Source organism: Bacillus sp. ISL-46, from assembly GCF_018613205.1.
The window spans coordinates 112006-137962 of record NZ_JAGGQR010000027.1 but is presented as its reverse complement, the minus strand read 5'-3'; the positions used below and the strand labels follow the sequence as shown (position 1 = coordinate 137962).

The following is a 25957-nucleotide window of genomic DNA, read 5'->3' as shown; positions in this document are numbered from 1 at the left end:
ATCATATAATATAGTAAAAATACTCTTATTTTAAAAAAACTTCAATAATCTGCCATCGCTTACTTTACATTGGACAAGGATTGTATAAAATAAGAGGTAAGGAGATGATCCACTATGTTAAAGAAGCTAAGGAAGAAGCTTTTAAAACAGTGGAAAGAATTACTGCGAAAGAAATCCATTGCCTAAATTTTTTTAGGGCCCTTCAAACTTGCGAAGGGCTCCTTCGTTATTGTAAATTGTAAAAACAACGATTCTTTTTTACATACTTTTCATATAAGTCTAATGGTTTCCAAAGAAAATAAATGAAAAAGATGAAAATGTTTTATATAATAGAAAAAGTTATGATTCAGTTAGGAGCGAAATTGTAATGATATTTAAAGTATATTATCAGGAAAACATCAAAGAAGTACCAGTCAGAGAGAATACAAAAACCCTATTTATTGAAGGAGAATCGGTAAGAGATGTCCGCTCAAAAATAGCCGACCGTGGGTTTAATGTTGAATTTGTTCAAGAAGTTAAGGGAGCTCATTTAAAATATGAACTTCAAAATGAAGACTATAAAGTATTGGAGAAATGATAATTTATGAAATTTGTTAAGAATGATCAAACTGCGGTTTTTGCCCTGGGTGGTTTAGGCGAAATTGGCAAAAACACGTATGCGGTTCAGTTTCAGGATGAAATAATATTAATTGATGCCGGAATCAAATTTCCTGAGGATGAGCTATTAGGTATTGATTACGTAATTCCTGATTATACCTATTTGGTTAAAAATCAAGATAAAATAAAAGGATTATTTGTTACACACGGACATGAAGATCACATTGGCGGTATTCCCTATTTATTACGCGAGATTAATATTCCAATTTATGGTGGGAAACTCGCTCTTGGATTAATTAAAAATAAACTAGAGGAACACGGCTTATTAAGAAATGCTAAGTTGATAGACATTAAAGAAGACGATATCATCAAATTCCGCAAAACATCGGTTACTTTTTTCCGCACCACCCACAGTATTCCTGATTCTTATGGGATTGTAGTTAAAACTCCGCCTGGTCAAATTGTCCATACTGGAGATTTTAAATTTGATTTTACCCCTGTAGGTGAACCTGCCAATCTAACCAAAATGGCTGAAATAGGTAAAGAAGGCGTTTTATGTTTACTATCAGATAGTACAAATAGTGAAATACCTGAATTCACCATGTCAGAACGTCGGGTAGGCGACAGCATCAATGATATTTTCCGTAAAGTGGACGGTCGTATCATTTTTGCTACCTTTGCATCTAATATCCATAGATTGCAGCAAGTGGTAGAAGCAGCAGTAGTATACGGAAGAAAAGTAGCGGTTTTTGGCCGAAGCATGGAAGCAGCTATCAATATCGGACTTGAATTAGGGTATATTAATGCACCTAAAGAGACTTTTATTGAAGCGAATCAAATAAACCGTCTTCCCGCTGATAAAGTTACGATCCTTTGTACCGGAAGTCAGGGCGAAGCAATGGCTGCTCTTTCAAGAATTGCTAATGGCACACACAGACAAATTCAAATCATTCCTGGTGACACTGTGGTATTTTCATCCTCACCTATTCCAGGGAACACAATTAGTGTGAGTCGAACGATTAATATGCTCTATAGAGCTGGCGCGGAAGTTATTCACGGTAAACTAAGTAATATTCATACTTCTGGTCATGGTGGACAGGAAGAACAAAAACTAATGCTGCGTTTAATTCGACCAAAGTTCTTTATGCCAATCCACGGTGAATATCGAATGCAACGAATGCACGCTAAGATCGCGGTTGATTGCGGAGTACAAGAAGAAAATTGTTTTATTATGGACAATGGTGAAGTGTTAGCTCTTTCTGAGGATACTGCTCAGGTTGCTGGAAAGATTCCATCTGGTTCTGTTTATATCGACGGCAGTGGTGTAGGCGATATTGGAAATATTGTCTTACGTGACCGTAGAATTCTTTCTGAGGAAGGATTAGTTGTTGTGGTCGTAAGTATTAATATGAAGGAATTTAAAATTGCTTCAGGACCTGACCTCATTTCTCGAGGATTTGTTTATATGAGAGAATCCGGTGATTTAATTAACGATGCTCAAAATCTAATCACCAAGCACTTAAATAGAGTGATGGAAAGAAAGACAAGCCAATGGTCTGAAATTAAAAATGAAATTACAGATACATTAGCGCCTTTCCTATACGAAAAAACAAAGCGCAGACCAATGATTTTACCAATCATTATGGAAGTGTAAGAATAAGAAAAGCGGAAGCGCCTCGAGCGCTTCCGCTTTATTTATTCTAGTACTTTTTTTTCAAATCGATTGATGTCTTGGTCGGTTCCAATCACGATTAAAACATCGTTTACGTGAAACGTTTCTTTGGCCTGTGGAGAAACAATAATTTCTTCTCCTCTTTTTATGGCGACAATATTCAAACCATATTTCTTGCGAATATCCAAATCCATAATCGTATGACCACTAAGTTTTCCATTTGCAACAATTTCAACGATACTGTGTTCATCTGATAGTTCAAGATAGTCGACCACATTACTCGAAGCCATATTGTTAGCAATCCGTTTTCCCATGTCTCTTTCTGGGTGAACAACACTGTCTGCACCAATTTTCCTCAAAACTTTTTCATGGTAATCGTTTTGAGCCTTAGCTGTAATACGCACTACACCTAATTCCTTAAGAATAAGAGTTGTAAGTATACTTGATTGAATATCATCGCCAATAGCTACAATCACATGATCGAAGTTACGAATCCCAAGGCTTTTCAAAACAGCTTCGTCTGTTGTATCCCCTACAACCGCATGAGAAGCAATCATTGCATATTCATTTACTCGTTCTTCATTTTTATCGATAGCAAGAACTTCCATCCCCTCATCGGTAAGAGTTCGGCAAATACTTCCACCGAATCGACCAAGCCCAATGACTGCGAAACTTTTCTTCATATATAACTCCCCCGGTTAAATCATTATCTTATTATGTTTCATTTTAGCATCATTCGTCAGATTTATATAGAGAGGGCTATCCCTTCTTATTCCTGCCCCTGTCTGGACTTCCTCTTTTTAAGATAGTAAAGGAGAAAAAATACTATAATAAATAAAATGGCTAGAACTGGCAGGTTACCAACGATAAAAACAACCAAGCCTGATAAACCAACTAATAACATATTGATGCTTTTCATGAATTGTTTTTTGGTTTTCTCCCAAGTATTTAATTTATCTTTATTAATTGTAGGTACAACTACGCTTTTTTCGTAAAGGGTTATGTTAACCGTCGAAAGGGAGGTTTGGTTTTCTAAAAACTTCATCTTTCCTTCAATGATCTCAATTTCCTCTTGTACAGATGCTAAATCAGCAGAAATTTTCAATAAATCTTCTGTTTTTACTGCACTTTTCATGAAAGTGAGTAATCGTTCTTCCACCACCTTTTTTGATTTTAATCTGGACTCAAGATCAACATATTCCTCGGTTACATCCTGCCCTGTTATGCTTCTTTGCAAAACCTCTGCTGCTTGGCTCTCAGCGTCATGTAAAAAGGTCTGAAAGTGCTTTTGTGGTATTCTGATTTTAATGCTGCCGCTTACCAGCTCGTTGCCCTCTTTTGATACATTAGACTCTGCTATATAACCTCCATATTTTATTACTTTTTCTTCAAGGATACGGACTGTCTGATCAAATTTCTTTACTCGCAGTTGTAGATCCGCTTGATAAATGACCATTTGGTTTGGAATTTTTATATTTACAGCTGTGGAACTTTTTTCAGCCTTTTCTGTTTCACCCGAGTAAAAGTCTGCTTCCTCCCCACCGCCAGATTCGGCTGAATCCATAGCAACCTCATTACTTTCACTCATTTTTGCACTTTTATCTTCGCTATTGGAACTGCACCCTGTTATCCAAAATAATAAGATAATGAAAAAGATAGGAAACCAACGTTTTAGCTTTATCAACTTCTGACACCCCTTTTTCCTCTAATGGTTAAGTCCTGTATATATAAATACCGACGATTAAAAGGATGCTAGGTTACAGGTAAAGAAAAAAAAATAAAAATGCTGCCCGTTGAATATAACGGACAGCACTTAGATCGTTTTTTATTCTGTTTTTTCCAACTCATCCAACACTCGGTTTACACGCTTCTCGAGCATTTTCATGCCGCTTCCGCCTGCTTGGAAATGGCGGAGCTTACCTTCTTTGTCAAATACATAATAAGCTGGTACATATTGATTTTCAAGGGCTTCTGTCAACTTGTGATCACTGTCGACAAAAATCGGTTGATTGATTCCATGCTCAGATGCCACTCGTTTAATTTCATCTAGGTTAAGGTCGTTTTCAGAACGCGGCATATGAACAGCAACCACATTTAACTTGTCCTTAAAATCATCACGGAATTGATTTACCTGCGGCATCGCTTCCTTACAAAGATGGCAGCTAATCGACCAAAAATGAAGCAATGTTGGTTTTTCTCCGATTAGGTCTGCTCTTGTCACTTCACCGTTTAACCATTCAGTTGCCCCAGTTAGCTCTGGCATTGGTTCACGTAATTTCATCGATAATCCCCCTATTAAAAAGACCTAACACTTTAAAAGGTTAGGTCTATCTGTTTTGTTCAAATTATACGTTCAATGTAGCTTGTCCAGGCTTCCAGTTTGCTGGGCAAAGACCGCCAGTTTGTAATGCTTGAAGAACACGTAAAGTTTCATCCACGTCTCGGCCGATGTTGTTGTGATTTACAACAGAATACTTTAATTCACCCTCTGGATCGATAATGAATAAACCACGAAGTGCGATACCTTCTTCTTCAATTAATACTCCATAATCACGAGCTACCACGTGGTTAGTATCTGCAGCAAGAGGATAGTTTAAATCGCCAAGACCATTTTCTTTACGATCTGTTTTAATCCAAGCAAGATGAGTGTGGATTGTGTCAGTAGAAGCACCAACGATAACTGCATCTAAATCATCAAACTCTTCATAACGATCGGACATCGCTGTTATTTCAGTTGGACAAACAAATGTAAAGTCCATTGGATAAAAGAACAATACTGTCCATTTATCGTTTTTCATGTTTTCTTCCAAACTTACTTTTTTAAATTCTTTGTTTGGCATTACAGCATCCATTTCAAAGCGTGGTGCTTGTTTACCTACCATACGTTCTGGCATTCAAATCCCTCCAAATAATTAATAAATGAGTATTTATAGCAATTCTCATTTGCTATCCTTTTCACAATTCTAATTATAGGCCACATCTTATTTTGAGTCAATATTAAATTATAATTAATTTAATTAAATACTTATTATCAATTATAACCTTATTTCCCCTCCATAAGTTTTCCCTAATTGTGTAAGAATAAACGACGATATGTAACAATTTCCCTTTTAATTCTCTATAATTTTATCATGATTGCTAATCAGAACAAAATAAAACGCCTTCTTATTTAAGATTTAATCGATTCCCTAGATTAGTTATATAGCTTGTCATTACTTTTACAGCTACTTCAATCGCACCCTCTTGTGGATTTAATTTTGAATGGTGTAAACCATAGGACGAATCGACTCCAAGCCAAAACATTAGCCCTGGAATCTCTTTAAGCATGTATCCAAAGTCTTCTCCTGTCATCGCTTCCTTGCACTCGATTACTTCAACATTTGTTTCGTTTTGAAGATATTTCATAAAATCTCTTGTAATAGATTCAGTATTATAGACTTGATGATACATCGAACCATAATCGATGACTGCTTCACATTCAAAACCTGCCTCGATTCCCTTCACAAGCGCCTCAATTCGATGTTTAACCTTTTTCATCGATTCAGCAGAAAGCGTCCGGATCGTTCCCTCAAGCCTTGCATTTTCAGCAATAATATTTTGAACAGTACCGCTAGTGATTTTTCCAATCGTTATAACCGCACTATCTAAGGGGTCGACATTCCTTGAAACAATCGTTTGCAGCTGATTTACCAATGTACATGCTGCGACAACCATATCATTCGTTTCATGGGGTCTAGCGGCATGCCCCCCCTTACCCTTTAGATCAATAAACAGTTCAGAAGTATTAGCAAATAGTAACCCTTCCTTAACCGCGATAGTTCCAACTGGATACTCTGGTGCAATATGTAAGGCAAAAATCAGGTCAGGCTTCCATTCCAGCATCTCATCTGATTTTAACATCGGTTCCGCTCCGCCAGGTCCTTCCTCTGCAGGCTGAAAAACAAACATAAGGTCGTCTGCAATTGGGTTATTCGTAAAATAAGTTAGTACCCCAAGAGCGATGCTCATGTGGAAATCATGCCCACATGCGTGCATCTTGTTATCGTGGGTCGATGAGAAAGGTAATCCTGTTTCTTCGCTAATTGGAAGTCCATCGATGTCTGTTCTATAACCAATCGTTTTTTGGGGATTTAAGCCATGAACCTTTACAAACAACCCTGTCTTCCATATTTTTATCGTGATACGATCTTGTGGTAAAGACTCAAGGTAAGACAATAAATAGGCTTGTGTCTCAAACTCTTGAAATCCTAGTTCTGGAATTTGATGAAGGTCACGGCGGATTTTAATCAATGGATTCATTTATTAACTCTCCTTTTAAAAAAGAAGCGTGGATATGCTCCACGCTTTTCTACTTATACTTAGAGAACTATCTAGCTCCAGCGCCCGGCGGCTAGAGTACTTCGCGCAAAGGAAGCGGGCTTTTAAAGTTGACGAAGTTCTTGCATTATTTCAGTTTTTGACTTCGTTTTTTCATCAATATCTTTAATTTTCCTTGCCGGCATCCCTGCTACAACTGTATAAGGAGCAACATCTTGAGTGACAACTGCACCTGCAGCTACTACTGAACCTGTTCCAACTGTTACCCCTTCAAGAACAACGGCATTCGCTCCAATAAGAACATCATCCTCAATAATAACAGGCTTCGCAGATGGGGGTTCAATAACACCGGCCAAGACAGTTCCCGCCCCAATATGACAATTCTTCCCGACAGTAGCTCTTCCACCTAGAACAACACCCATATCAATCATCGATTTTTCACCAATAACGGCACCGATATTGATAACGGCTCCCATCATAATAACGGCATTATCACCGATTTCCACTTGGTCACGAATAGTAACACCTGGCTCAATTCGGGCATTAATATGCTTATTATCTAACAAAGGGATTGCAGAATTACGACGGTCATTTTCAACCACTTGATCTTCAATTTTTTCTTTATGTGCTTCTAACACTTCATTAATTTCAGACCATTCACCAAAAATGACACCCGTATTTCCATTAATAAAAGTTTTTGTATTGTTTCCAAAATCAATTCCTGCTAATTCACCTTTTAAATAAACCTTTACAGGTGTAGATTTTTTACTATTTTGGATAAAAGAAATAATTTCATTTGCATCCATCATCTTCATTATTTTACCCCCTATGTATTCGTACTAAAAAATACTTTAACAAACAAAAGAAACGAAAACAAGAAAAACTACCCTAATCTCCTGAAGATTCAGCGATATGTTCCTTAATTAATTCTACAAAGGCTGAAACTTGCTTTAATTGAAAGGCCGATTCATAGCCCAGTAGCCATGTATCACGTTTAAGAGGTTCATTATTCTCATTTAAAAGCGGTATTTTGAAAATTTCCTTTTCTGCTTTAGTTAATGTTATGGCTGGCAGGATGGCGTAGCCAATGCCATTGAAAGCCATCTGCTTGCATGTCTCAATTTGATCAACCACAACGGTCCTCTTGGGTGAAGTCTTAAAATTGCGCATCCACCAATCTTGAATTTCTTGGAAATAATTAGAATCACTTTTAAATTGAATGAAGGGGCGGTCCGTATTTAAAACTTGTTCCGGACTGGTAATTTCCCTGTCTACTAAATAAAGAGGATCGTTAAATAGATGAACCTTAATTCCTTTCCAATCGGGTGTACCACGGATAATCCCAATATGAACTTGATCGTCATATAAGCATTTTAAAATTTCGCTGCTCCATCCAGTTACTAATGAAATTTTGGCTTGAGGATATCTATCAATAAATTTCTTTAAAACCTGTGGAAGCCAGTTTTGGCCTACAATCGAAGCAACAGCAATCTTCAAAGTACCTGATACACCTGATTGAAGGGAATGAATGGTTTCACGCACCTTTTCTTGCTTAGTTAGTACTTCATTTGCAAATTGGATGACATGCTCACCTGAGGGGGTTAGAGCTAGACCTTTTTGCGAGCGAATAAATAATTTCGTTCCCCAATCTTTTTCGATTGTTTGCAATCGTTGCGAAAGCGCTGGCTGTGAAACAAACAGCCGTTCCGATGCCTTCCGCATATTCATCTCCTGGGCTAACACGGATAATAATTGAAATTCTGATAATGAGGACAAGATTGTTCCCCTCCTTAAAAAAGCTCTGTGAAGTTACACAGAGCTATCGTTCTTTTTCGGTATAAAAAATATTAACAGTAAACTTATGATTGCCAAGGCGAAGACAACATAATAAACAGAGTGAAGAGAAATGGTTAACCCATTCTGCAAGAAACTCCGGACTGATTCAGAGAGATTTTCTCGCTCAGCAGATTTTAAGAGTAGATTGACATCATCTACTGATAAGGAATGATCATTCTCGCTTAAATATTGACTCAACCTGTTATTAAGGATTCCCCCCAGTAATGCTGCACCAATTGTATTTCCAAGATTTCTCATAAACATATTAGATGCAGTTGCGATGCCTCTCTGTTCCCAACCAACCGTACTTTGAATCGAGACAATAAAGGCAGTGGATGTTAAGCCCATCCCTAATCCAACGAAAAAAGAACCCACTGCTGCCCATAAAGGCCCTGAGGAGGCTGACATAGTCAAGAAGGCAATGCTGCCAATGATTAACGAGACACCACCGATAATAGATGTTTTTCGATAACCCATCGTTATCAACAACCGTCCCGCAAGTGTGGATGCAATTGGCCACCCGATTGACATAGCTGTCAACGTAAAACCCGCAACAATGGGTGTTTGTTCCATAACACCTTGCACAAATGTAGGTAAAAAGCTCGAAATTCCAATTAACATGATTCCCGTAGAAAGCGAGGTAGTGTTGGCTATAAGAATAGAGCGTTCCTTCCAAATTGAAAATGGCATTACTGGCTCTCTAGCACGGGCTTCCTGAAATACAAACCCAAGTAATGTTACAGCGCTGAAAGCAAAAAAGCTTAGCGACTGCCAAGATCCCCATGCAAAGCGGCTCCCACCTTCTACAAGGATAAACATTAACGAAGAAATTGTCATCGTTAACAAAATAGCACCAAGATAATCTATTTCATGTTTTTTCCTTTGGACATTTTCATGTAAGAACAGCCATAGGCCTACTAAGGACAGAATCCCAAGCGGAATGTTTATCCAGAATACATAATGCCAACTTACATATTGGACAAGTAAGCCTCCAACAGCAGGTCCAGCAATCGCCGAAACACCCCATACACTAGCTAGGTATCCCTGAATTTTAGCCCGTTCTTCTGAAGTATAGATATCGCCAATTATTGTTGTCGCAATCGGTGTGACAGCACCTGCTCCAAACCCTTGAATCAAACGAAAAATAATCAACATTTTCATTGATGTGGCGAATCCACAAAGAATGGATCCTAATAAAAAAATTAATATTCCAATCGTAAGAATTGGTTTTCGACCAAATAAGTCAGATAATTTACCATAAATAAGAACGGTTACAGAATTCATTAACAAGTACGCAGAAAATACCCAACTATATAGTGTAAACCCGCCTAAATCAGCGACAATTGCGGGCATTGCGGTTGAAACAATCGTTGCTTCAATCGCCCCCATAAACATCGCTAACATTACGGCGGCTAGAACTAGTGGCTTTTTCGTTTGCCTGCTGTTGGACTTTCCTTTGGATATCTTCTCAGTAGAAGTACTCATATGCACACCTCAAACTTAAAAAAAATCAAGCCCCCTGCTTGGGGGGGCCTAAATACATCATTTTTCACTTTTTTTTATTATTTTATTTAATTGATTTAATAACGTACTTCTTGGCAAGATTCCTTCAAAGTATCCATCTTCAGTTTCAACACAAAGAAATGGTTGGTTAACAAGTAATTCAAGACATTTTTTTAAGGATGCAGTAATTTTAACTCGTGGAATAGAGCCTTTCATAACCTCTTCCACTCGTTTTTTCTCAAGTTGTTCAAATTCAATTCTTTCTAGTCCAAGAATAGAATCCATAATAATCGGGGTGCTAATTAACCCATGAAGCTTGTAATGAGGGTCTAAGACCGGTATAGCCGTATACCCGCTTTTTGTTAAAACTAATAAGGCATGTTCGAGATTATTACCTATTTGGACATGCGCTACCCGTTCGGAAGGGATCATTAATTCTTTTATTGTTAATTTTAAAAATTCACCGTTGGGAAGACTGATCATAGCCGAAAACTCCTCAAAAATTTGTTTTTCCACAGTTACATTCTACCATAGTATTCGGGAGTCTGTGCTAATTTTGGTAATGTATAATTAGAAACCTAAATACAACCTCCGCAGTCGTTGACATAAAGAAAACTCGCCGACTAGCGAGCCGTTAGGCGAAGACAGAGGCGTAGTTGCACTTATGCGAAATAAGAAAAATAAAGGAACCCTAAAGGTTCCTTATTGAATCAAATCAAAAATTTCAATTGTAATCATATCAACATTATCAAATTGATATCTTTTTGGTTTTTCCTTTTCATTATATACTTCTAATTCAAATGTCTCCGTTTTCGGATGAAATGTTACTTGACACTTTCTATCACCGTTTACCTCGAAATAGCGTTGTGCTGGCTCACCACTATTAGCTTGTTCCTGAAGATTTTTTAATCTTGTTAATATACCTTGAAGCTGTGACATATGCTCCGTCTCCTTTCAAACCCAAACAAACATCTACAATTATGTTTCTCATTTGGCATTTTTCTATCCGATTGGATTACTTTCATAATTTTCCAACCGCATAATTAATATGCCAATATTAAAAGAATAAAATAACGTTGTCCATTTGTCCAAGTAAAAATAAAAAAATAAGGAATTTTTTAATACACTTCCCTAAAAAGAAGCTAAAAGATAGCAAATTCAGTGCATTTTAAAGTAATTGGTCATGTTGGAATAAATATTGATAGGATATATCGATAAACAAATAATCTTCCCCATTCATTGGGAATGAAAAAGTACGAATCGTTTCCCCAGTATCAATATCACAATATAAATCAGATAAGATTCCTTTTCGTTCATTTCTCATTTTGATAATATTTTCTAAAAAGTAAGGACGCCAGCTCCAATTTTTTTGAATGTACTCGGATTGAGTGATCCAACCCTCTTTTTCTTTAAAGATATTGGCAGATTTCTGGAAGCCATCCTCATCACAAACATACATTCTAAAGGCAATCTGATCCAATTCTTTTATTAGTACTTGAAAAAGGTTTTGATAAGTTGCATTTCTGTTCTTAATCACAATTTCTTGGACTTTGGCTTGAAAAAATTCTGCAGTTGTATAAACTGCTTCTAATTTCTTTTTTTCATATGAAATAAAGTCATGAAACTTCTCTTTTAAGCGATCCTTTAGGAAATCACGTTGAATGAACTCTGCTGCTGGCGGGTGTAAATAATAACCTTGATAATAACGACCGCCATTTTTCCATGCAAACTGCAGTTGGTAGCTCATCTCAATATTTTCAAACAAGAGTGTGGCACCTATTTTCCGCGCCAAAAGAGACAATGTAAACAAGACATCGTGATAATTTATACCAGTTGACGTCGATTTTAAGGCTTGTAGGTTAATTTTCAGTATATCTGGTTCAAGTTGTCCTATTCGTTCAAAATAGTTACTTTCACTGTCAATTCTTGCTATCGCTATTTTAATCCCATATGTTCGATAATATTGCAATAAGTGATCAAATTGGTCTAAATCCCCAGTATAATTTCGATCTGAAATTTCTAGAACAATTCGATTTAACATCAAGCCCTTTTTTTCAAACGCGAGGAGCTCTTGTAAAAAAGGTTCACCATGGCCATACATTAATAAATCAGCATTCCTATTCAGAAAAATACTTACATCCTCATCAAGCTTTAACGCTTTTTCAAGTGCCATTTTGACTAATAACAAGTCCACTTCAAACTTATATTCATCAGGAATTTGATCATCCTGAAAAAAGGCCCCTAAACTGATGATTTTCCCTTCTGATTCATATCTCCCCAATACCTCATAGGCAATTACACGTTGTTCATCGGCACTAATAATCGGTTGAAAATAGGGAAATACATTTTCAAGATCCGATAGTATTTCCAATGCATCCATCCAAGTACCTCCAAAATTTTTTTCTCATTATACCATACGCAAAACGACGGATTCTCGTTCTTTTCCAAAAGGATACCATTATAGTCGCTTATAAACAATCATATCCTATACCTACGCTGTTCTATAAGGAGGATAAGTTTTGAAAAAACTTTGCTTATTAGCCTCGATCCTTCCCATGTTGGGATGCAGCCACTTTAATGCTGATACACATTCCAGCACAGAAAGCAAACAGCCTCTTTCCACGATATCCGTGAAAGAGAATACTAAATCCACATCATCTGTCGATTTTGAAAATAACCGATATACAATAAAAGAACTTAATCAACAAGTGATTTATGGAAAAAATGAAGCCAATAAGAGTGATTCGGTTAGTACTACTCCCAAAAAGAATTCTGCTATGCTAAATGTGGTATTAATTAAGCAAAACCCTGAACTTAGATACGGCTGTGAAGTCACAAGCCTAGCAATGGTGCTAAATTTTGCAGGCGTTAAAACAAGTAAAATGGATCTATACCGGTCGATCCGGAAGGATGTAGACCCGCTCATTAGATCTCCAAAGGGAGATATAGTTCATTGGGGAAACCCAGCAGATGGTTTTGTTGGGGATATGACAGGCAGAAGAGCAGGGTATGCAGTATTTGACCAACCGATGATTGCCCTAATCAACCAAAAGCTCCCTGGAAGAGCCATTAATTTAACAAACATGCCATTTGACAGGGTCTTAGAGCATGTTTCTGCAGGGTATCCAGTGGTTGTATGGACAACCGGGGATTACCGTCTTCCAGACCGTTGGGAGGGCTGGTATCACGGGAAACAATACATTAAAACCCCGCTTGATCTACATGCTGTCGTTTTAGTTGGTTATGACACGAAATATGTCTATTTAAACGATCCACTTTCTGGAAAAAAACAAGTAAGAGTAGGTAAACAACAATTTATTTCTTCTTGGAAAGCATTAAAAAGCCGTGCCGTAAGCTATAAGTAGGAAAAGCAGCCACATTGTTGGCTGCTTTTTATGCATGTTTTAATTTTTTTTGAATAAGAACATACCAAGGACCTTTTCACTTGCATTATCGAAAGTTTTTAAAGAAAATACAAAGGGACCCTTCTTTTTATAGAAGGTGAATAAAAGATAGGTTGGTTGAAAAAATGGCTAAAAATCAGACGAGGAGAACCTTTCTAAAACGAACATTGGGTTCATTTCTTACCGTTCTCGGATTAAGTTCGGGAGGCTATCTTTATGCCAATCGAATTGAACCCTCATTACTCGATATTCAAGAACTCCAAATCAAACATCCACTAATCCCTAACAGCTTTGATGGAATAAAAATGATTCAATTTAGTGATACACACCTTGGTTTTCAATATAATCTTCATCAATTTAATCAATTAGTTAAAAAAATTAATAGTCTTAAGCCAGACATTATTTTATTTACTGGAGATTTAATGGACGAGCCAAACCAATATACAGAAATTAATAAACTGATGCCTATTTTGAAGAAATTACAGGCTCCGCTTGGAAAATACTGCATTTTTGGTAATCATGATCATGGCGGCTATGGCTCTGATATTTACCGGAATATTATGGAAACAACTGATTTTTCCGTACTTATGAATGATTCAGCACCAATTAAATTAAGTGATGGAAGCATAATCTATCTGCTTGGGATTGATGATGCGATGCTAGGGAATCCTAATTTACCTTTGACTTTAAAAAATGTGCCAAAAAATTCGTTTAAAATATTATTATCCCATGCACCCGACCTTGCAGAAACAGCTTCATTGTATCCAGTCCAATGGCAGCTAAGTGGTCATAGCCATGGAGGACAGATTAAAATCCCATTTTTGGGGGCTCTTGTGACTCCTCCTTTTGGCCAAATATACCCAGAGGGTCTTTATTCAATCGGCGAGCATAATCCCCTCTCACTATATGTAAATAGAGGAATTGGAACAACACGTCTCCCCTTTCGCTTTATGTCAAAACCTGAATTAACTGTCTTTACTCTAAAATCAGAAAAGTAGAAAACGAAAAAACCTTATCAGTTAAGATAAGGTTTTTTTATACAGCCTAGCATTCTATTCCATCGGTGCTTTCACAAAAAGAGCTTTTCTAACTCATCGACCGGTATCGGTTTTGAATAATAAAAGCCTAGAATCTTATGACAGTTGGGATTTGCTAGTAATTCAACTTGCTTTTCATTTTCTACACCTTCTGCAAAGTAATTTATAGAAATTAAAGATTATTTCACGAAAGTTTCTTTTAATTCTTTTTATAGTGTAGGATTAGGTTAACAGTCTAAACTCTCTTTTATTCGTAAGATTAGAAGAATTTTTATCATTTTCTTATCATAGTAGCCAAAAAGATGCACTGAATTATTCCTATTTCTTAAAAAAAGGGGTATAATATAGATGTTTTATATAACTGAAAGGAGAACATATTTTGAATTATGATCAGAAAGGCCCCCTAATAAATTTAAATCTAACCATCGAAAACCTCGCTCAAGCTATCTTTATTGTGAATCGCCATGCAAAAACGGCTACAAATCCCAAATTATTGTACAGATTGAAACAAGAAACGTTAAAAAAATTAATTGAAGAAGGCAAAGCAAAAAAAGTTGGTCTTCATTTTTCTGGAAATCCGCGTAATAGTCAGCAGCAGTCTGATGTCCTTGTTGAATGTGGAAGATACACATTTCATATTCCTCCAACTAAATCAGATTTTCTTGAACTACCTCATTTTGGAAAGTTAGATGAACGGGTGCGAAATCCAAAGGCAACACTCTCACTTAATTCAGCAAAAGCATTACTTCAACTATATACTGGCATCTCAGAACTCGATCAACCCCCAAGTAATCATAAAAAGAGCAAAACTTACCAAAAACCTATTTTTAAAAAATTAGGCGAAAGGTACTCTTAAAAATCAAAAAAGCCATCGTTGGCTTTTTTGATTTGTCTTATTTTTGCTCATGCTTCGTGATGATTTTGTGAACAACCTCACTAATATATAGACGGTCAATAAATGCGGATTTACAATATAGTTATAAGTTAAATAATCTTTAGTTGAATATACTTTTAAAAGAGGTGCTTGACCAATGAAAGGAACAGCGATTCTTTTTCAGGAACAAAATGTTACATTTATTGAAGATGTTGATCATTCTATTTATGAAGAAATTAAAGAGCAATGTGGCTGCGAGCATTGTACTTGTATGCTGGAAAGTAAAATAGTTAATTTTGGTTCTGTGTCACCCGTTTTTTGGCACGAGGACGAAGTTGACTGGGACTATGGTTATTAAAACACTTTAATTTAAATGAAACTCCCTTTCCCCAAAAAGCGGTCTGATAAAAACTCAGATCGTTTTTTATTTCACATAGTGGTAACTTTAGATAAAAATAGTCTATAATCATTATATTCATAACAGATGAAACCCTGTCGGAAGGATGGACAATATTGGAGCATTTAATTAATCAACGAGTAAAAGATATAGAAATCTCGGGAATTAGAAAGTTTTTTAATATGGTTGCGCATGTTGATGACCTGATTTCATTTACAATTGGACAACCTGATTTCCCGACCCCAGAACATGTAAAAAATGCAGCTATTGCAGCAATTGAACAAAACTTTACTTCCTATACCCATAATGCAGGGACGATTGAATTAAGGGAAGCAGCGTGCAATTTTGTAGAAAAAAAATATGGCTTGCATTATAAGCCTGAATCAGAAGTGATTGTTACTGCAGGGGCAAGTGAGGCAATTGATATTGCTTTTCGGTCTATTTTAATAGAGGATTCTGAAGTCATATTACCAGGTCCAATTTATCCTGGCTATGAACCAATTATTCGAATGATGGGGGCAACTCCAGTGCATGTCGATATTCGGCGAAACCAGTTTCGCTTTACTTTAGAAATGATCAAACCATTTATTACTGAGAAAACTCGCTGTATTGTACTCCCGTACCCTTCGAACCCGACTGGAGTCAGTCTCTCAGAGTCAGAGCTAAGAGAAATAGCAGAATATCTTAAGAATAAAGATATCTTTATCCTTGCAGATGAAATATACAGCGAACTTACCTTTGATCAGCCACATCAATCGATTGCTTCCTTTCTAAAAGAACAAACCATCGTAATAAATGGGTTATCCAAATCCCACTCAATGACAGGATGGAGAATTGGCTTTTTATTTGCACCTGAAGGTATCACCAAACATATTTTAAAAGTCCATCAATATAACATTTCTTGTGCCACTTCGATTGCGCAAAAAGCAGCTTTTGCGGCCGTTACAACAGGTATTGATGATGCGCTTGTGATGAAAAAGGAATATTTAAAAAGAAGGGATTATGTTTTCAAGCGATTATCTGCTATGGGACTTGATGCCGTCAAACCGGACGGAGCGTTTTATTTCTTTGTGAAAATTCCTGATACCATCGCATTAAGCAGCTTTGACTTTGCCCTTAAGCTTGTTCAAGAAACAAAAGTGGCCGTCGTTCCAGGCAGTGCTTTTTCTGAATATGGAGAAGGCTATTTCCGGTTATCGTTTGCTTGTTCTATGGAATTATTAGAACTTGGCCTAAATCGGCTGGAACAATATTTACGAAATTGGAAATAAACGAATTTTACCCTCACATTTAATGTGAGGGTATTAATTTTAAAAATTATTGGCCTTTATATTTCCCATTGTTTTTAGGAGCCTTTTCTTTTTTAGCCTTTTCTTTATGTGCTTGATTTGCTGCAGCTGAGCCGAATTCATTGGCAAATTCTTCGTTCGCTACTGCAGAATCAAACCCCTTTTTGTTTTTTTGTTTCGCGTCGTTCTTTTTTGTCCGTTTAGCCATTAACAATTCCTCCTAATTCAAGGTTTCTCTTATAGTTTCAAGAAGATTGGAGGAATTTATTCAACTATTAGTTCCTTCCAATATTTATAAAGCGCATGTGTGCCGCTATTTTCTTCTCCCATTTCGGCTAATTGGTCGTATAAAGATTTAGCTAATGAGAGACCTGGTACTTCCATTCCCATTCGATCAGCTTCATCTATCGCTATTTTCATATCCTTTATAAAATGCTTTATGTAAAAACCAGGTTCAAAATTTCCGGCTAACATTCTTGGTGCAAGATTGCTTAGAGACCAGCTTCCAGCAGCTCCCGTTGTAATACTTTTCAGGACATTTTCTGGATCCAGCCCAGCTTTTTCAGCATATATAATTGCTTCACAAACACCTATCATGTTTGAAGCAATTGCAATTTGATTGCACATTTTTGTATGCTGGCCAGCACCTGGTTTGCCTTGGTGGACCACGTTAGTTCCAAGCAACTCCAATATAGGACGAACCTCTTCAAACGCTTCACTTTCACCACCAGCCATGATGGAGAGCTTAGCTTCCTTTGCACCTACATCTCCACCAGAAACAGGTGCATCAATCGCCTGAATTCCTTTCCTTTTAGCCTGTTCATAAATTTTAATGGCAAGTGACGGAGAAGAGGTTGTCATATCGATAAGATAGCTTCCAGATGTTCCATTTTGAATTAAGCCATTTTCGCCGAAATATATTTCCTCCACATCGGTTGGATAACCGACCATTGTGAAAGTTACTGATGCTTTTTCAGCTACCTCTTTCGGCGTTGCGGCCCAGTATGCGCCATTATCCAATAGGTCTTGTGCCTTTTCCCTTGTCCTTGAATATACAACTGCAGAGTAGCCCGCCTTTAATAAATGTCCTGCCATACTTTTTCCCATTACACCTGTGCCAATAAATCCAATTACCGTATTTTCTGGAGTAAGCAACATAATCTTCCCTCTCTTTGGAATTTTCCTTATATATTTTAGCATTAAAATTTTGATTGATAAAAAATTATGCATAAAAAAACCGGAACGTCCCAGTCGCTCCGGTCTTCGTGCTCCATCTCCAAAGTTATGCACAAATATATTTTGTCCTTTCAACCGAGAACATAATCACTTTTTATAACTCTGAAGAAAAATTTGTTAAATAGGCACGACCGAATACTTCTTGATTATTAAATACTTCAATCGAAACAGCATTATCCTTTTCAATCATGTTTTTAAGGTCAAGAATATGTAAATCTTCTCTTAGGGGCAACGGATCCATAAAAATATATTTCTCACCTTTTCCTTTTACTTCTAAATATTCACCGTTCAACACTTGATCTTCTCCGTATACTATTTCTCGTTTACCGATTGCGGCAGCTAATTTGTCATCGTGAATAGTAACTTTCACTTTATATAATTGTTGCCCTGTTAATATTTCATTGTTAATTCGAAAACGGAATTGAAGTTCATTATTTTTTGTTAACAAGGCGTCGGCATAGCGGTTTACAATTAATTCATTGGAAAAAAGCAAACTACAGCCGCTTAGCAGAGAAGAACTGCATACTATTAAGATCAATACAGTAATGAATCGAATATTTTTCAGCATCTATAACACTCCCTTAATATTTTTACCATAGCCAAAATACATCGGTAATAAACGTAAAGAAAGGTTAATATAGGAAAAAATAATTGGGTTATTATATCGCTTTGATCATCCCTCCATCTACTAAAAATGAACTGCCTGTCATATAGGAATTAGCATCAGATAATAGGAAAGCTGCAACATTTGCAAATTCCTCTGGTGTTCCGTATCTCTTTAATGGAATTCCTTCCTTTACTTGCAATGCGATAGTTTCCCGATCGACTCCAAGTTTATCTGCATTTACTTGATCTAAATGATTGACGCGGTCAGTTGCAATCCGGCCAGGAGCAATGGTATTAATAAGAATATTATATTGAGCCAGTTCTGAAGCAAGAGTTTTTGCTAGTCCAACTATTCCCGTCCGAAAGGTATTCGAGAGTATTAAGCCTGGAATTGGTTCTTTAATCGAAGTAGAGGCGATGTTCAAAATTTTCCCGCCCTGCTCTTTTAAATAGGGCAAAGAAGCCCGGATCATTCGAACATATGATAATAAATTCAATTCAAAGGACTTCTGCCATTCCTCATCTGTTAACTCCTCAAACGCCCCGGCAGGAGGGCCTCCAGCATTATTAACTAGTATATCAATTCTTTGAAACGATTCTGCTGTTACTTTTACCAGCTGATTAATGTCATTTACATTAGTTATATCAGTTTTTTGGTAGGCTACTTTTCCCATACCAAGAGATTCAAGCTGACTTGCTTTTTGTTTCAGCTTTTCCTCTTCTCGGCCAGAAATCATAACATTTGCCCCCTCTCTTACTAATCGTTCAGCTATTGCAAACCCTAAGCCCTGGCTGGAAGCAACCACCAAAGCTGTTTTACCAGTTAAATTCAACTCCATTGTTTACAATTCCTCCTTCATAAATATATTCTTAGTATACAGGATAAATTGAGGAAATACTTGCCAAAAAATCATACAAAAAGAGACAGATTTAATCTGCCTCTGTACCTATAATAAGTTTTTAGAATGTATGTGCAAAATCCCTTGCACGTGCAATCGCATTTTCTTTTATTTCTTCAGCCTTGTCAGGCATTGCATTATGGCCTTCCACAAACAACCCCTCTAGGGATGGAACTCCAAAGAAACTCATCATCACACTGATATATCGGTGTCCCATTTCCATCTGTGCTGCAGGCCCCTCTGTGTAAAATCCACCCCGGGCTTGAATATGCAATGCTTTTTTATCCGTTAAAAGACCTATTGGGCCCTGTTCCGTATATTTAAATGTCTTGCCCGCAACTGATACAGAATCAAGATATGCCTTCATAATTGGCGGAAATGAGAAATTCCATAAAGGCGTGACAAACACATATTTATCCGCACTAACAAACTGCTCACTTAACTCGTTAAGCCGGCCAACCTTTTGCTTTTCTTCCGCTGTTAATTCATCAAAGCTTTGACCAGAACGAAGTTTTCCCCAGCCGCTAAACACATCTGCATCAATGTGAGGTATATGTTCTTTATACAAATCTAGATGAATTACCTCATCGCTGGAATTGATTTGTTTATAGCTATCAATAAATTCCTTACCTACCGCCATACTATAGGACTGTGTTTCATTGTGAGGATGTGCCGTGATATACAAAACACGTACCATTTAAGTTCCACCTTTCTTTTGAATAAAGACAATAATATTATTAGTTAAAATAAGAGAAAATAATCAAAAAGGATTTGCCCGAAGACAAATCCTTTTCATGCATCATTTATTCATTTGTATCAAGAGAGTAAAGGTTGTGACCAATGTTAATTCTCATTTCATCAGTCAACTGGAATGCTTCATTAACCATTGCCTCATTGGTTGCTTGACCTAGTAGTGAACTTCCATCAAAATGTACAGGTTTTTGTTCCATAATTCCATTCACCTCCACCATTTCAAATTTACCATGCCCAATAAAATACTTGCCTATTCCTGTCCATATATCACCCTAAAGTACCAGTTGAAAAATAGGTACTATGTATCACTTATTATTATACTCAGAAATCCATAATAAAAAAGACAATACTGTGGAAAATCAAAAAATAAATGAACGACAGAAAAAGACCGGCTAATCATCAGCCGGTCTTTTTTGAGTATTGTGCTTACTTTGTAGCACCATTTACTGCTTCAATAACCTGAGCAGTTGTTTGCATATTTAAAACTTGTTGAGCAAGCTTCTCCATATCAGATTTTTTCAAATTCCTGATTTGTGAGCGAGCTTTTAAAATTGAAGTTGCACTCATTGAAAATTCATCAAGCCCAAGACCTAAAAGAACTGGAATGGCCGTTTCATCTCCTGCCATTTCCCCACACATACCTGTCCATTTTCCTTCTGCATGTGCTGCATCAATAACCATTTTTACTAATCGTAAAATGGATGGGCTATAGGGCTGATATAGGTATGAAACACGTTGGTTCATGCGGTCTGCAGCCATCGTATATTGAATCAAATCATTAGTTCCAATACTAAAGAAGTCTACTTCTTTTGCAAATTGATCAGCTAAGATAGCAGTTGAAGGAATTTCGACCATTATTCCAAGTTCAATTTCATCGGAAACCTTTTGACCTTCAGCAAGAAGCTTTTGCTTTTCATCTTCAAGAATCGTTTTTGCCGCACGGAATTCATCCAGAGTTGCAATCATCGGGAACATGATTTTTAAATTCCCATAGTTACTTGCCCGTAACAAGGCTCTAAGCTGGGTGCGGAATATATCCTGCTCTTCTAAGCATAATCGAATTGCCCTGAAACCTAAGAATGGATTCATTTCCTTTGGTAAGTCCAAATATGGCAGTTCTTTATCCCCGCCAATATCCAAGGTACGAACTACAACAGGTTTTCCTTTTAATCCTTCTAAAACGGCTTTATAGGACTCAAACTGTTCTTCCTCAGTTGGAAGCTGGTCTCTTCCCATATATAGGAACTCGGTCCTGTAAAGACCAACACCTTCCCCGCCATTTTCAATTACTCCCTTTAAATCCTTGGGAGTACCAATATTGGCGACCAATTCTACATGATGATCATCATTGGTTACCGTTGGTTCGTTAACAAGCTTGGCCCATTCAGCTTTTTGTACTTCATACTCATCATGAACTTTACGGTATTGTTCAACAAGTTCTGGAGTAGGATTTATATGTACTTCACCTTTTAAACCGTCAACAATAACTAGATCCCCATTATTGATTTCCTCAGTAGCCGTTTTTGTTCCAACTACTGCTGGAATTTCCATAGAGCGAGCCATAATTGCTGAATGTGAGGTACGTCCACCAATATTTGTTGTAAATCCTAAGACATATTGTCTGTTTAATTGTGCTGTATCTGAAGGTGTTAAGTCCTCTGCAACAATGATAACTTCCTCAGCAATCATGCTTGGATTAACCAGTTGAACACTTAATAAATGGGCTAATACACGCTTTGTTACATCACGAATATCTGCTGCACGTTCTTTCATATATTCATTATCCATTTGTTCGAACATCATAATGAACATATCTGCCGTTTCCTTTAAAGCAGATTCAGCATTCACTTTATCAGACTGAATTTTTTCTTCAATAGGTGTATTTAATTCAGGATCACTTAGGACAAGTAAATGTGCTTCAAAAATAGCTGCTTTATCCGCACCCAAGTCAACTTTGGCACGGTCACGAATTGCTTCGAGTTCTGCTTTAGATTTTTCCATTGCCTGTCGAAAACGGTCAACCTCTGCAGCAGCATCGTCAATTGTTTTTTGTTCAAAAGATAAATCTGGTTCTACAAGACGGTAAGCTTTCGCAATTGCGATACCGTTTGATGCTGCGATCCCATGTAAAAAAGTCATTATTCAGCCAATCCTTCTTTTTTCAATGTCTCTTCGAGGCTATTTAAAGCATCGTTTGCATCGTTTCCTTCTGCTGAAATCGTAATATCTGCACCTTGGCCAACACCTAGAGACATAACACCCATAATTGATTTTAAATTAACTTTTTTACCTTTATATTCTAAATGAATCTCAGAATCAAATCGGCTAGCCGTTTGTACTAATAAAGTTGCTGGTCTTGCATGTATCCCTGTTTCTGCGATTACCTTAAATTGCTTTTCTGACATGATCATCAAACTCCTTTAATGTATATAAAAATATAAACTTGCTTCATTAAAAATAAACATTTCTCATCATTTAGTCAACTAAATCATTAATTAGCTAAAGAGTTAAATTCAAATCTTTTCGTCTTATTTTTTCCAAAAGGAAAACAAATATGTAATGAATTTACACTCTCATGATAATGTTTTTTGTTTATTCAATTGATAGAATAGCACTTTCCTCTTTATCAAACAACTGCAAAATTAATTTTATATCATTTGTCACAATTCTGTCAAAAACATTCATAAACTATCATATTTCCCCAAAGAAAAACAATAAAATCTGTCACTTTCGACAGCTTTTGATTATTTCAACATTTCTAATGGAGAGTTCCTGGTAATAATAGCGATTAGCTTCTTGGTTCTTTTAGATATTGATACAAAACATCGCCTCCCCTCTGACCAATTCCGCGGAAATGCTTAAAATCTTTTCTTTTTACAAGTACCTGACGAAATTCCATGAAATCATCATTTGTTACAAAATACTCTGAAAGTTCACCAGTCATTAGTCGATCTAAGATTTCAGTGATCATTTCTTCCTTCATTCTGTTGCACCACCTTTACCTGTTTATATTAACGTATATGACTTTTATTAAGCCAGTTTTCGAAACTTACGATAACTTTTGAAAGCGTTTCCGATTCTTTTATGGCCTTTTTTCTCATATAATTAAAATGTTTATAAAGAATTAACATAATTGTCAAATAAAAGCCTTTACGAAATGAATAAAGTAGTGCAAACTGTTATTTAACTGGATTTTATTATAGTTTTTTGAGGTAAAGGAGAGAGACTAAAATGAGAAAAGCAGAAGTAGGAAATATCATAGAATTCCGCGGTGGCCTAAAGGGGATTGTTGAAAAGGTAAATGAAAATTCTGTCATAGTCGACCTAACATTTATGGACAATTATCGTGATTTAGAATTGGATCAACGAACAGTTGTTAATCACAAAAACTATAAGGTTGTAAAAGAAAGCGCTTATTAATTAATAGAATTATAGAAAAGGCAGTCTAACCATGGCTGCCTTTTTTTTTAAACCGTTATTCGCCTTTTCCAGCTTCCTTTGATAACTGCTTTAAACTTTTGACTTTCCCATGAGGATTTTGATCTTGTTTCCTAACTGTCCATTCTCGTTCTTGTTCACTCTTTGATTTGCTCATCCCTTTCACTCCCTTCTTTATTATTTTTTTCTTTTCTTGATGTTCTAACCAATATAAATGGGAAAGGGGTGATGTAATGATTTCCATTTGAAAAACTAATTTGATAAAATAAATTTTATTGTTTCGAAAAGGAGATCGCGATAATGAAAAAATTCTTCCAAGACCCTCGCATACTTATTGGTTTTATTATTGCTCACGTTCTTTTATTTTTTTCATTTCATGATAGAGCGATCTTTTGGTATATATTTTCAGGATCAGTTCTGGTACTCATCGCATACTCAACCTTTCAAGAGGAGGTGGATGATGAAGTATCATTTATTCAATTTATCCTACTAGGATCAATATCAGGTTTCTTATTATATTTTGTTTTTCGGGCTGGTATATGGGGAATGGAGATACTTCAGCTGCCAATTGATACAAGCATTAAAAATCTCTATAATTGGTATGCCCCATCCTTATTTTGGCATTACCTTGCACTTGTTTTAGTTGCGGCACCTGGCGAAGAACTTTTCTGGCGTGGATTTATCCAAAAAAGACTCTCGAAATACTTAAATCCGGTTGTAAGTATTTTGTCTGCATCAATTCTGTACGCTTCCGTCCATATTTATTCGGGCTCATTTTTATTAGTTCTCGCTGCCTTTATTTCTGGTTTTGTGTGGGGATATCTTTATTTTTTAAAAAAGAGTATGCCTTTGGTTATTGTTTCTCATATCATTTTTGACCTTTTGATTTTTATTATTTTGCCTTTTAATTAGAAAAGCAGCGTGTCTGGTGGACACCTGCTTTTCTATTTTCTTATACATGGTGTAAATGGTTTCATCCATAGTAAAATAAAAAAAATCATGCAGATGTAACCAAACAATGGATACAAATAGGATAGCAACGTACCGTAATTCACAAGACTAATCAGGTAGGAAACAATAAAAATAAGCGTAACCGACACAATTGTCGGAATGGGCAAATATTGCTTCAATTGTCGGTCCAGTCCAAAGACATTTCCAATTACAGAAGTAAAAATCTCTCCATAAATAACGAGTACAAAAATCCAATAAAAAAAAGGGGCTAAGTTTTTCATAACAATTGCCATTGGAATATTATACTGTTCCAAATTAGGAAGCATGATTAAAGTGAAATGACCAGCAATCAATATCACTGTTAAAGCAGCACCCCCAAGAATCCCTCCCCATTTGATCGTCCAATCATCCTTTACTTCTGTTGCAATCGGTACTAAAACGGCTTGTGCTAGCCCCAGATTCAATGCCACATATGAAAATGGTGCAATCACACTTTTCCAGCCATCGTCGGAATGAGGAATAAATAATAATTGATTGAGGAAGTTGGGCATTTGAATGGAATAGAACATTAAAATTATGCTGAATGTGATCATTACCGGAACAACAAACGTGTTGACAGCAAAAAGACCTTTTGTTCCAACTAGCATGACTAAAAAGGATAAAAAAATTGTCAGGAAAACACCGACTGCTTTGGGCAGATTTAACTGTTCCTCAAAAATAGCCCCAGCCCCTGAAAGCATCACAGCACTAACACCAAGAAGCATAAATAGCATAAAGACGTTAATGACACGACCAGGCCATTTGCCAAACAAGTACTCATTAAACTCTTGATAAGATTTTGCATCTATAAGTGCAGCCATTCTCATTAATTTTGAACCCAATGAAATAAAGAGATATCCGCTCATCAATATACTTATTAAGCCAAAGAAACCAAACCGCGAAAAAAATTCAACGATTTCTTTTCCCGTGGCGAATCCAGCGCCTACTACAGTGCCTACATAGACCGCCGCAATCTGAAATGCTTGAGTCCAATCCCTTTTCACATCATCTCCTCCTTATCATCAATATATGATGATAAGGACAAACAAAGACGAGCTTTTTTCCTGAAATAGCAAGCATTACCAAAAACAAATTTCTTGAAAGTCAAA

The 25957-nt window shown here is 36.6% G+C and carries 31 protein-coding genes; 9 read left to right on the top strand and 22 right to left on the bottom strand.

The features are described from left to right. Positions 1-367 precede the first annotated feature (367 nt). Together J7E67_RS15725 and rnjA are read left to right on the top strand one after the other, a co-directional pair. A complete protein-coding gene (locus J7E67_RS15725) occupies positions 368-577 on the top strand; it encodes a DNA-dependent RNA polymerase subunit epsilon (protein WP_088086236.1) in 210 nt (69 codons plus the stop codon). A 6-nt stretch (positions 578-583) separates the two neighbouring features. Continuing rightward, entirely contained in the window at positions 584-2251 is a 1668-nt protein-coding gene (gene rnjA, locus J7E67_RS15720) for a ribonuclease J1 (protein ID WP_214732317.1), read from the top strand. 41 nt (positions 2252-2292) lie between these two features. On the opposite strand, the gene J7E67_RS15715 is transcribed toward rnjA, so the two are convergent. The 11 genes from J7E67_RS15715 to J7E67_RS15665 all read right to left on the bottom strand — a co-directional run bounded on the left by J7E67_RS15715 (position 2293) and on the right by J7E67_RS15665 (position 12305). Beyond that, positions 2293-2952, bottom strand: coding sequence for a potassium channel family protein (locus J7E67_RS15715; protein WP_168242652.1), 660 nt, complete (start codon positions 2950-2952; stop codon positions 2293-2295). An 86-nt stretch (positions 2953-3038) separates the two neighbouring features. Beyond that, a complete protein-coding gene (locus J7E67_RS15710) occupies positions 3039-3953 on the bottom strand; it encodes a DUF4349 domain-containing protein (protein WP_214714661.1) in 915 nt (304 codons plus the stop codon). A gap of 141 nt (positions 3954-4094) precedes the next feature. After that, positions 4095-4550, bottom strand: a complete 456-nt coding sequence (locus tag J7E67_RS15705) for a TlpA disulfide reductase family protein (RefSeq protein ID WP_214714663.1) — start codon at positions 4548-4550, stop codon at positions 4095-4097. A 64-nt stretch (positions 4551-4614) separates the two neighbouring features. Continuing rightward, entirely contained in the window at positions 4615-5163 is a 549-nt protein-coding gene (locus tag J7E67_RS15700) for a peroxiredoxin (RefSeq protein WP_088086231.1), read from the bottom strand. Between the two features lie 271 nt (positions 5164-5434). Continuing rightward, positions 5435-6568: an N-acetyldiaminopimelate deacetylase gene (locus tag J7E67_RS15695; RefSeq protein ID WP_214714665.1), complete on the bottom strand. Its 1134-nt coding sequence runs from the start codon at positions 6566-6568 to the stop codon at positions 5435-5437. 122 nt (positions 6569-6690) lie between these two features. Then, positions 6691-7401: a 2,3,4,5-tetrahydropyridine-2,6-dicarboxylate N-acetyltransferase gene (gene dapD / locus J7E67_RS15690; RefSeq protein WP_168242647.1), complete on the bottom strand. Its 711-nt coding sequence runs from the start codon at positions 7399-7401 to the stop codon at positions 6691-6693. A 73-nt stretch (positions 7402-7474) separates the two neighbouring features. After that, a complete protein-coding gene (locus J7E67_RS15685; protein WP_214732316.1) occupies positions 7475-8362 on the bottom strand; it encodes a transcriptional regulator CcpC in 888 nt (295 codons plus the stop codon). A gap of 33 nt (positions 8363-8395) precedes the next feature. Then, entirely contained in the window at positions 8396-9907 is a 1512-nt protein-coding gene (locus tag J7E67_RS15680; RefSeq protein ID WP_214732315.1) for an MDR family MFS transporter, read from the bottom strand. A gap of 57 nt (positions 9908-9964) precedes the next feature. After that, positions 9965-10408 (bottom strand): cyclic-di-AMP-binding protein CbpB, encoded by a 444-nt coding sequence (gene cbpB / locus J7E67_RS15675; RefSeq protein WP_214714783.1) that lies wholly within the window; start codon positions 10406-10408, stop codon positions 9965-9967. 219 nt (positions 10409-10627) lie between these two features. After that, positions 10628-10864: a YkuJ family protein gene (locus tag J7E67_RS15670; protein WP_066252435.1), complete on the bottom strand. Its 237-nt coding sequence runs from the start codon at positions 10862-10864 to the stop codon at positions 10628-10630. Between the two features lie 229 nt (positions 10865-11093). Continuing rightward, the gene (locus tag J7E67_RS15665; protein ID WP_214732314.1) at positions 11094-12305 is read right to left on the bottom strand and encodes an EAL domain-containing protein; all 1212 of its coding nucleotides are present in this window, start codon (positions 12303-12305) and stop codon (positions 11094-11096) included. Positions 12306-12444: 139 nt separating this feature from the next. Between J7E67_RS15665 and J7E67_RS15660 the strand changes: the two genes are divergently transcribed. From J7E67_RS15660 to J7E67_RS15640, 5 genes are all read left to right on the top strand, one after another. Further along, entirely contained in the window at positions 12445-13290 is an 846-nt protein-coding gene (locus tag J7E67_RS15660; protein ID WP_251026796.1) for a C39 family peptidase, read from the top strand. Positions 13291-13454: 164 nt separating this feature from the next. Then, positions 13455-14327 (top strand): metallophosphoesterase, encoded by an 873-nt coding sequence (locus J7E67_RS15655; RefSeq protein WP_214714671.1) that lies wholly within the window; start codon positions 13455-13457, stop codon positions 14325-14327. A gap of 418 nt (positions 14328-14745) precedes the next feature. Then, complete coding sequence (locus tag J7E67_RS15650; RefSeq protein WP_214714673.1) at positions 14746-15222, top strand: YkyB family protein; 477 nt, start codon at positions 14746-14748, stop codon at positions 15220-15222. Positions 15223-15397: 175 nt separating this feature from the next. Beyond that, positions 15398-15598 (top strand): hypothetical protein, encoded by a 201-nt coding sequence (locus tag J7E67_RS15645; protein ID WP_098933088.1) that lies wholly within the window; start codon positions 15398-15400, stop codon positions 15596-15598. Positions 15599-15753: 155 nt separating this feature from the next. After that, positions 15754-16908, top strand: coding sequence for an aminotransferase A (locus J7E67_RS15640; protein ID WP_214732313.1), 1155 nt, complete (start codon positions 15754-15756; stop codon positions 16906-16908). Positions 16909-16954: 46 nt separating this feature from the next. Here the strand turns inward: J7E67_RS15640 and J7E67_RS15635 are convergent, their stop codons facing one another. From J7E67_RS15635 to J7E67_RS15595, 9 genes are all read right to left on the bottom strand, one after another. Then, positions 16955-17134 (bottom strand): hypothetical protein, encoded by a 180-nt coding sequence (locus J7E67_RS15635; protein WP_168242639.1) that lies wholly within the window; start codon positions 17132-17134, stop codon positions 16955-16957. A gap of 56 nt (positions 17135-17190) precedes the next feature. Beyond that, positions 17191-18081, bottom strand: a complete 891-nt coding sequence (locus J7E67_RS15630) for an NAD(P)-dependent oxidoreductase (protein ID WP_214732351.1) — start codon at positions 18079-18081, stop codon at positions 17191-17193. A gap of 175 nt (positions 18082-18256) precedes the next feature. Further along, a complete protein-coding gene (locus tag J7E67_RS15625) occupies positions 18257-18730 on the bottom strand; it encodes a hypothetical protein (RefSeq protein WP_214714679.1) in 474 nt (157 codons plus the stop codon). Between the two features lie 91 nt (positions 18731-18821). Beyond that, positions 18822-19607, bottom strand: a complete 786-nt coding sequence (locus J7E67_RS15620; RefSeq protein ID WP_168242636.1) for an SDR family oxidoreductase — start codon at positions 19605-19607, stop codon at positions 18822-18824. A gap of 121 nt (positions 19608-19728) precedes the next feature. After that, the gene (locus J7E67_RS15615) at positions 19729-20364 is read right to left on the bottom strand and encodes an FMN-dependent NADH-azoreductase (RefSeq protein WP_214732312.1); all 636 of its coding nucleotides are present in this window, start codon (positions 20362-20364) and stop codon (positions 19729-19731) included. Positions 20365-20470: 106 nt separating this feature from the next. Then, on the bottom strand, positions 20471-20617 hold the full coding sequence (locus J7E67_RS15610; RefSeq protein ID WP_214732311.1) for a hypothetical protein: 147 nt from the start codon (positions 20615-20617) through the stop codon (positions 20471-20473). A 229-nt stretch (positions 20618-20846) separates the two neighbouring features. Beyond that, positions 20847-22559, bottom strand: coding sequence for a phosphoenolpyruvate--protein phosphotransferase (gene ptsP, locus J7E67_RS15605; protein WP_214714685.1), 1713 nt, complete (start codon positions 22557-22559; stop codon positions 20847-20849). Further along, positions 22559-22825, bottom strand: coding sequence for a phosphocarrier protein HPr (locus tag J7E67_RS15600; protein ID WP_088086214.1), 267 nt, complete (start codon positions 22823-22825; stop codon positions 22559-22561). The genes ptsP and J7E67_RS15600 overlap by 1 nt, the downstream gene beginning before the upstream one ends. 383 nt (positions 22826-23208) lie before the next feature. Further along, positions 23209-23403, bottom strand: a complete 195-nt coding sequence (locus J7E67_RS15595; protein WP_214714687.1) for a hypothetical protein — start codon at positions 23401-23403, stop codon at positions 23209-23211. A 248-nt stretch (positions 23404-23651) separates the two neighbouring features. On the opposite strand from J7E67_RS15595, the gene J7E67_RS15590 reads away from it, so the two are divergent. Continuing rightward, a complete protein-coding gene (locus J7E67_RS15590; RefSeq protein ID WP_066252404.1) occupies positions 23652-23840 on the top strand; it encodes a YkvS family protein in 189 nt (62 codons plus the stop codon). Positions 23841-23895: 55 nt separating this feature from the next. Here the strand turns inward: J7E67_RS15590 and J7E67_RS31325 are convergent, their stop codons facing one another. Beyond that, a complete protein-coding gene (locus tag J7E67_RS31325; RefSeq protein WP_246869713.1) occupies positions 23896-24015 on the bottom strand; it encodes a DUF6254 family protein in 120 nt (39 codons plus the stop codon). 143 nt (positions 24016-24158) lie between these two features. Here J7E67_RS31325 and J7E67_RS15585 point away from each other — a divergent pair, with 143 nt between their 5' ends. Continuing rightward, positions 24159-24770: a CPBP family intramembrane glutamic endopeptidase gene (locus tag J7E67_RS15585; protein ID WP_214714689.1), complete on the top strand. Its 612-nt coding sequence runs from the start codon at positions 24159-24161 to the stop codon at positions 24768-24770. 32 nt (positions 24771-24802) lie between these two features. On the opposite strand, the gene J7E67_RS15580 is transcribed toward J7E67_RS15585, so the two are convergent. Then, a complete protein-coding gene (locus J7E67_RS15580) occupies positions 24803-25852 on the bottom strand; it encodes a YkvI family membrane protein (protein WP_214732310.1) in 1050 nt (349 codons plus the stop codon). Positions 25853-25957: the final 105 nt, after the last annotated feature.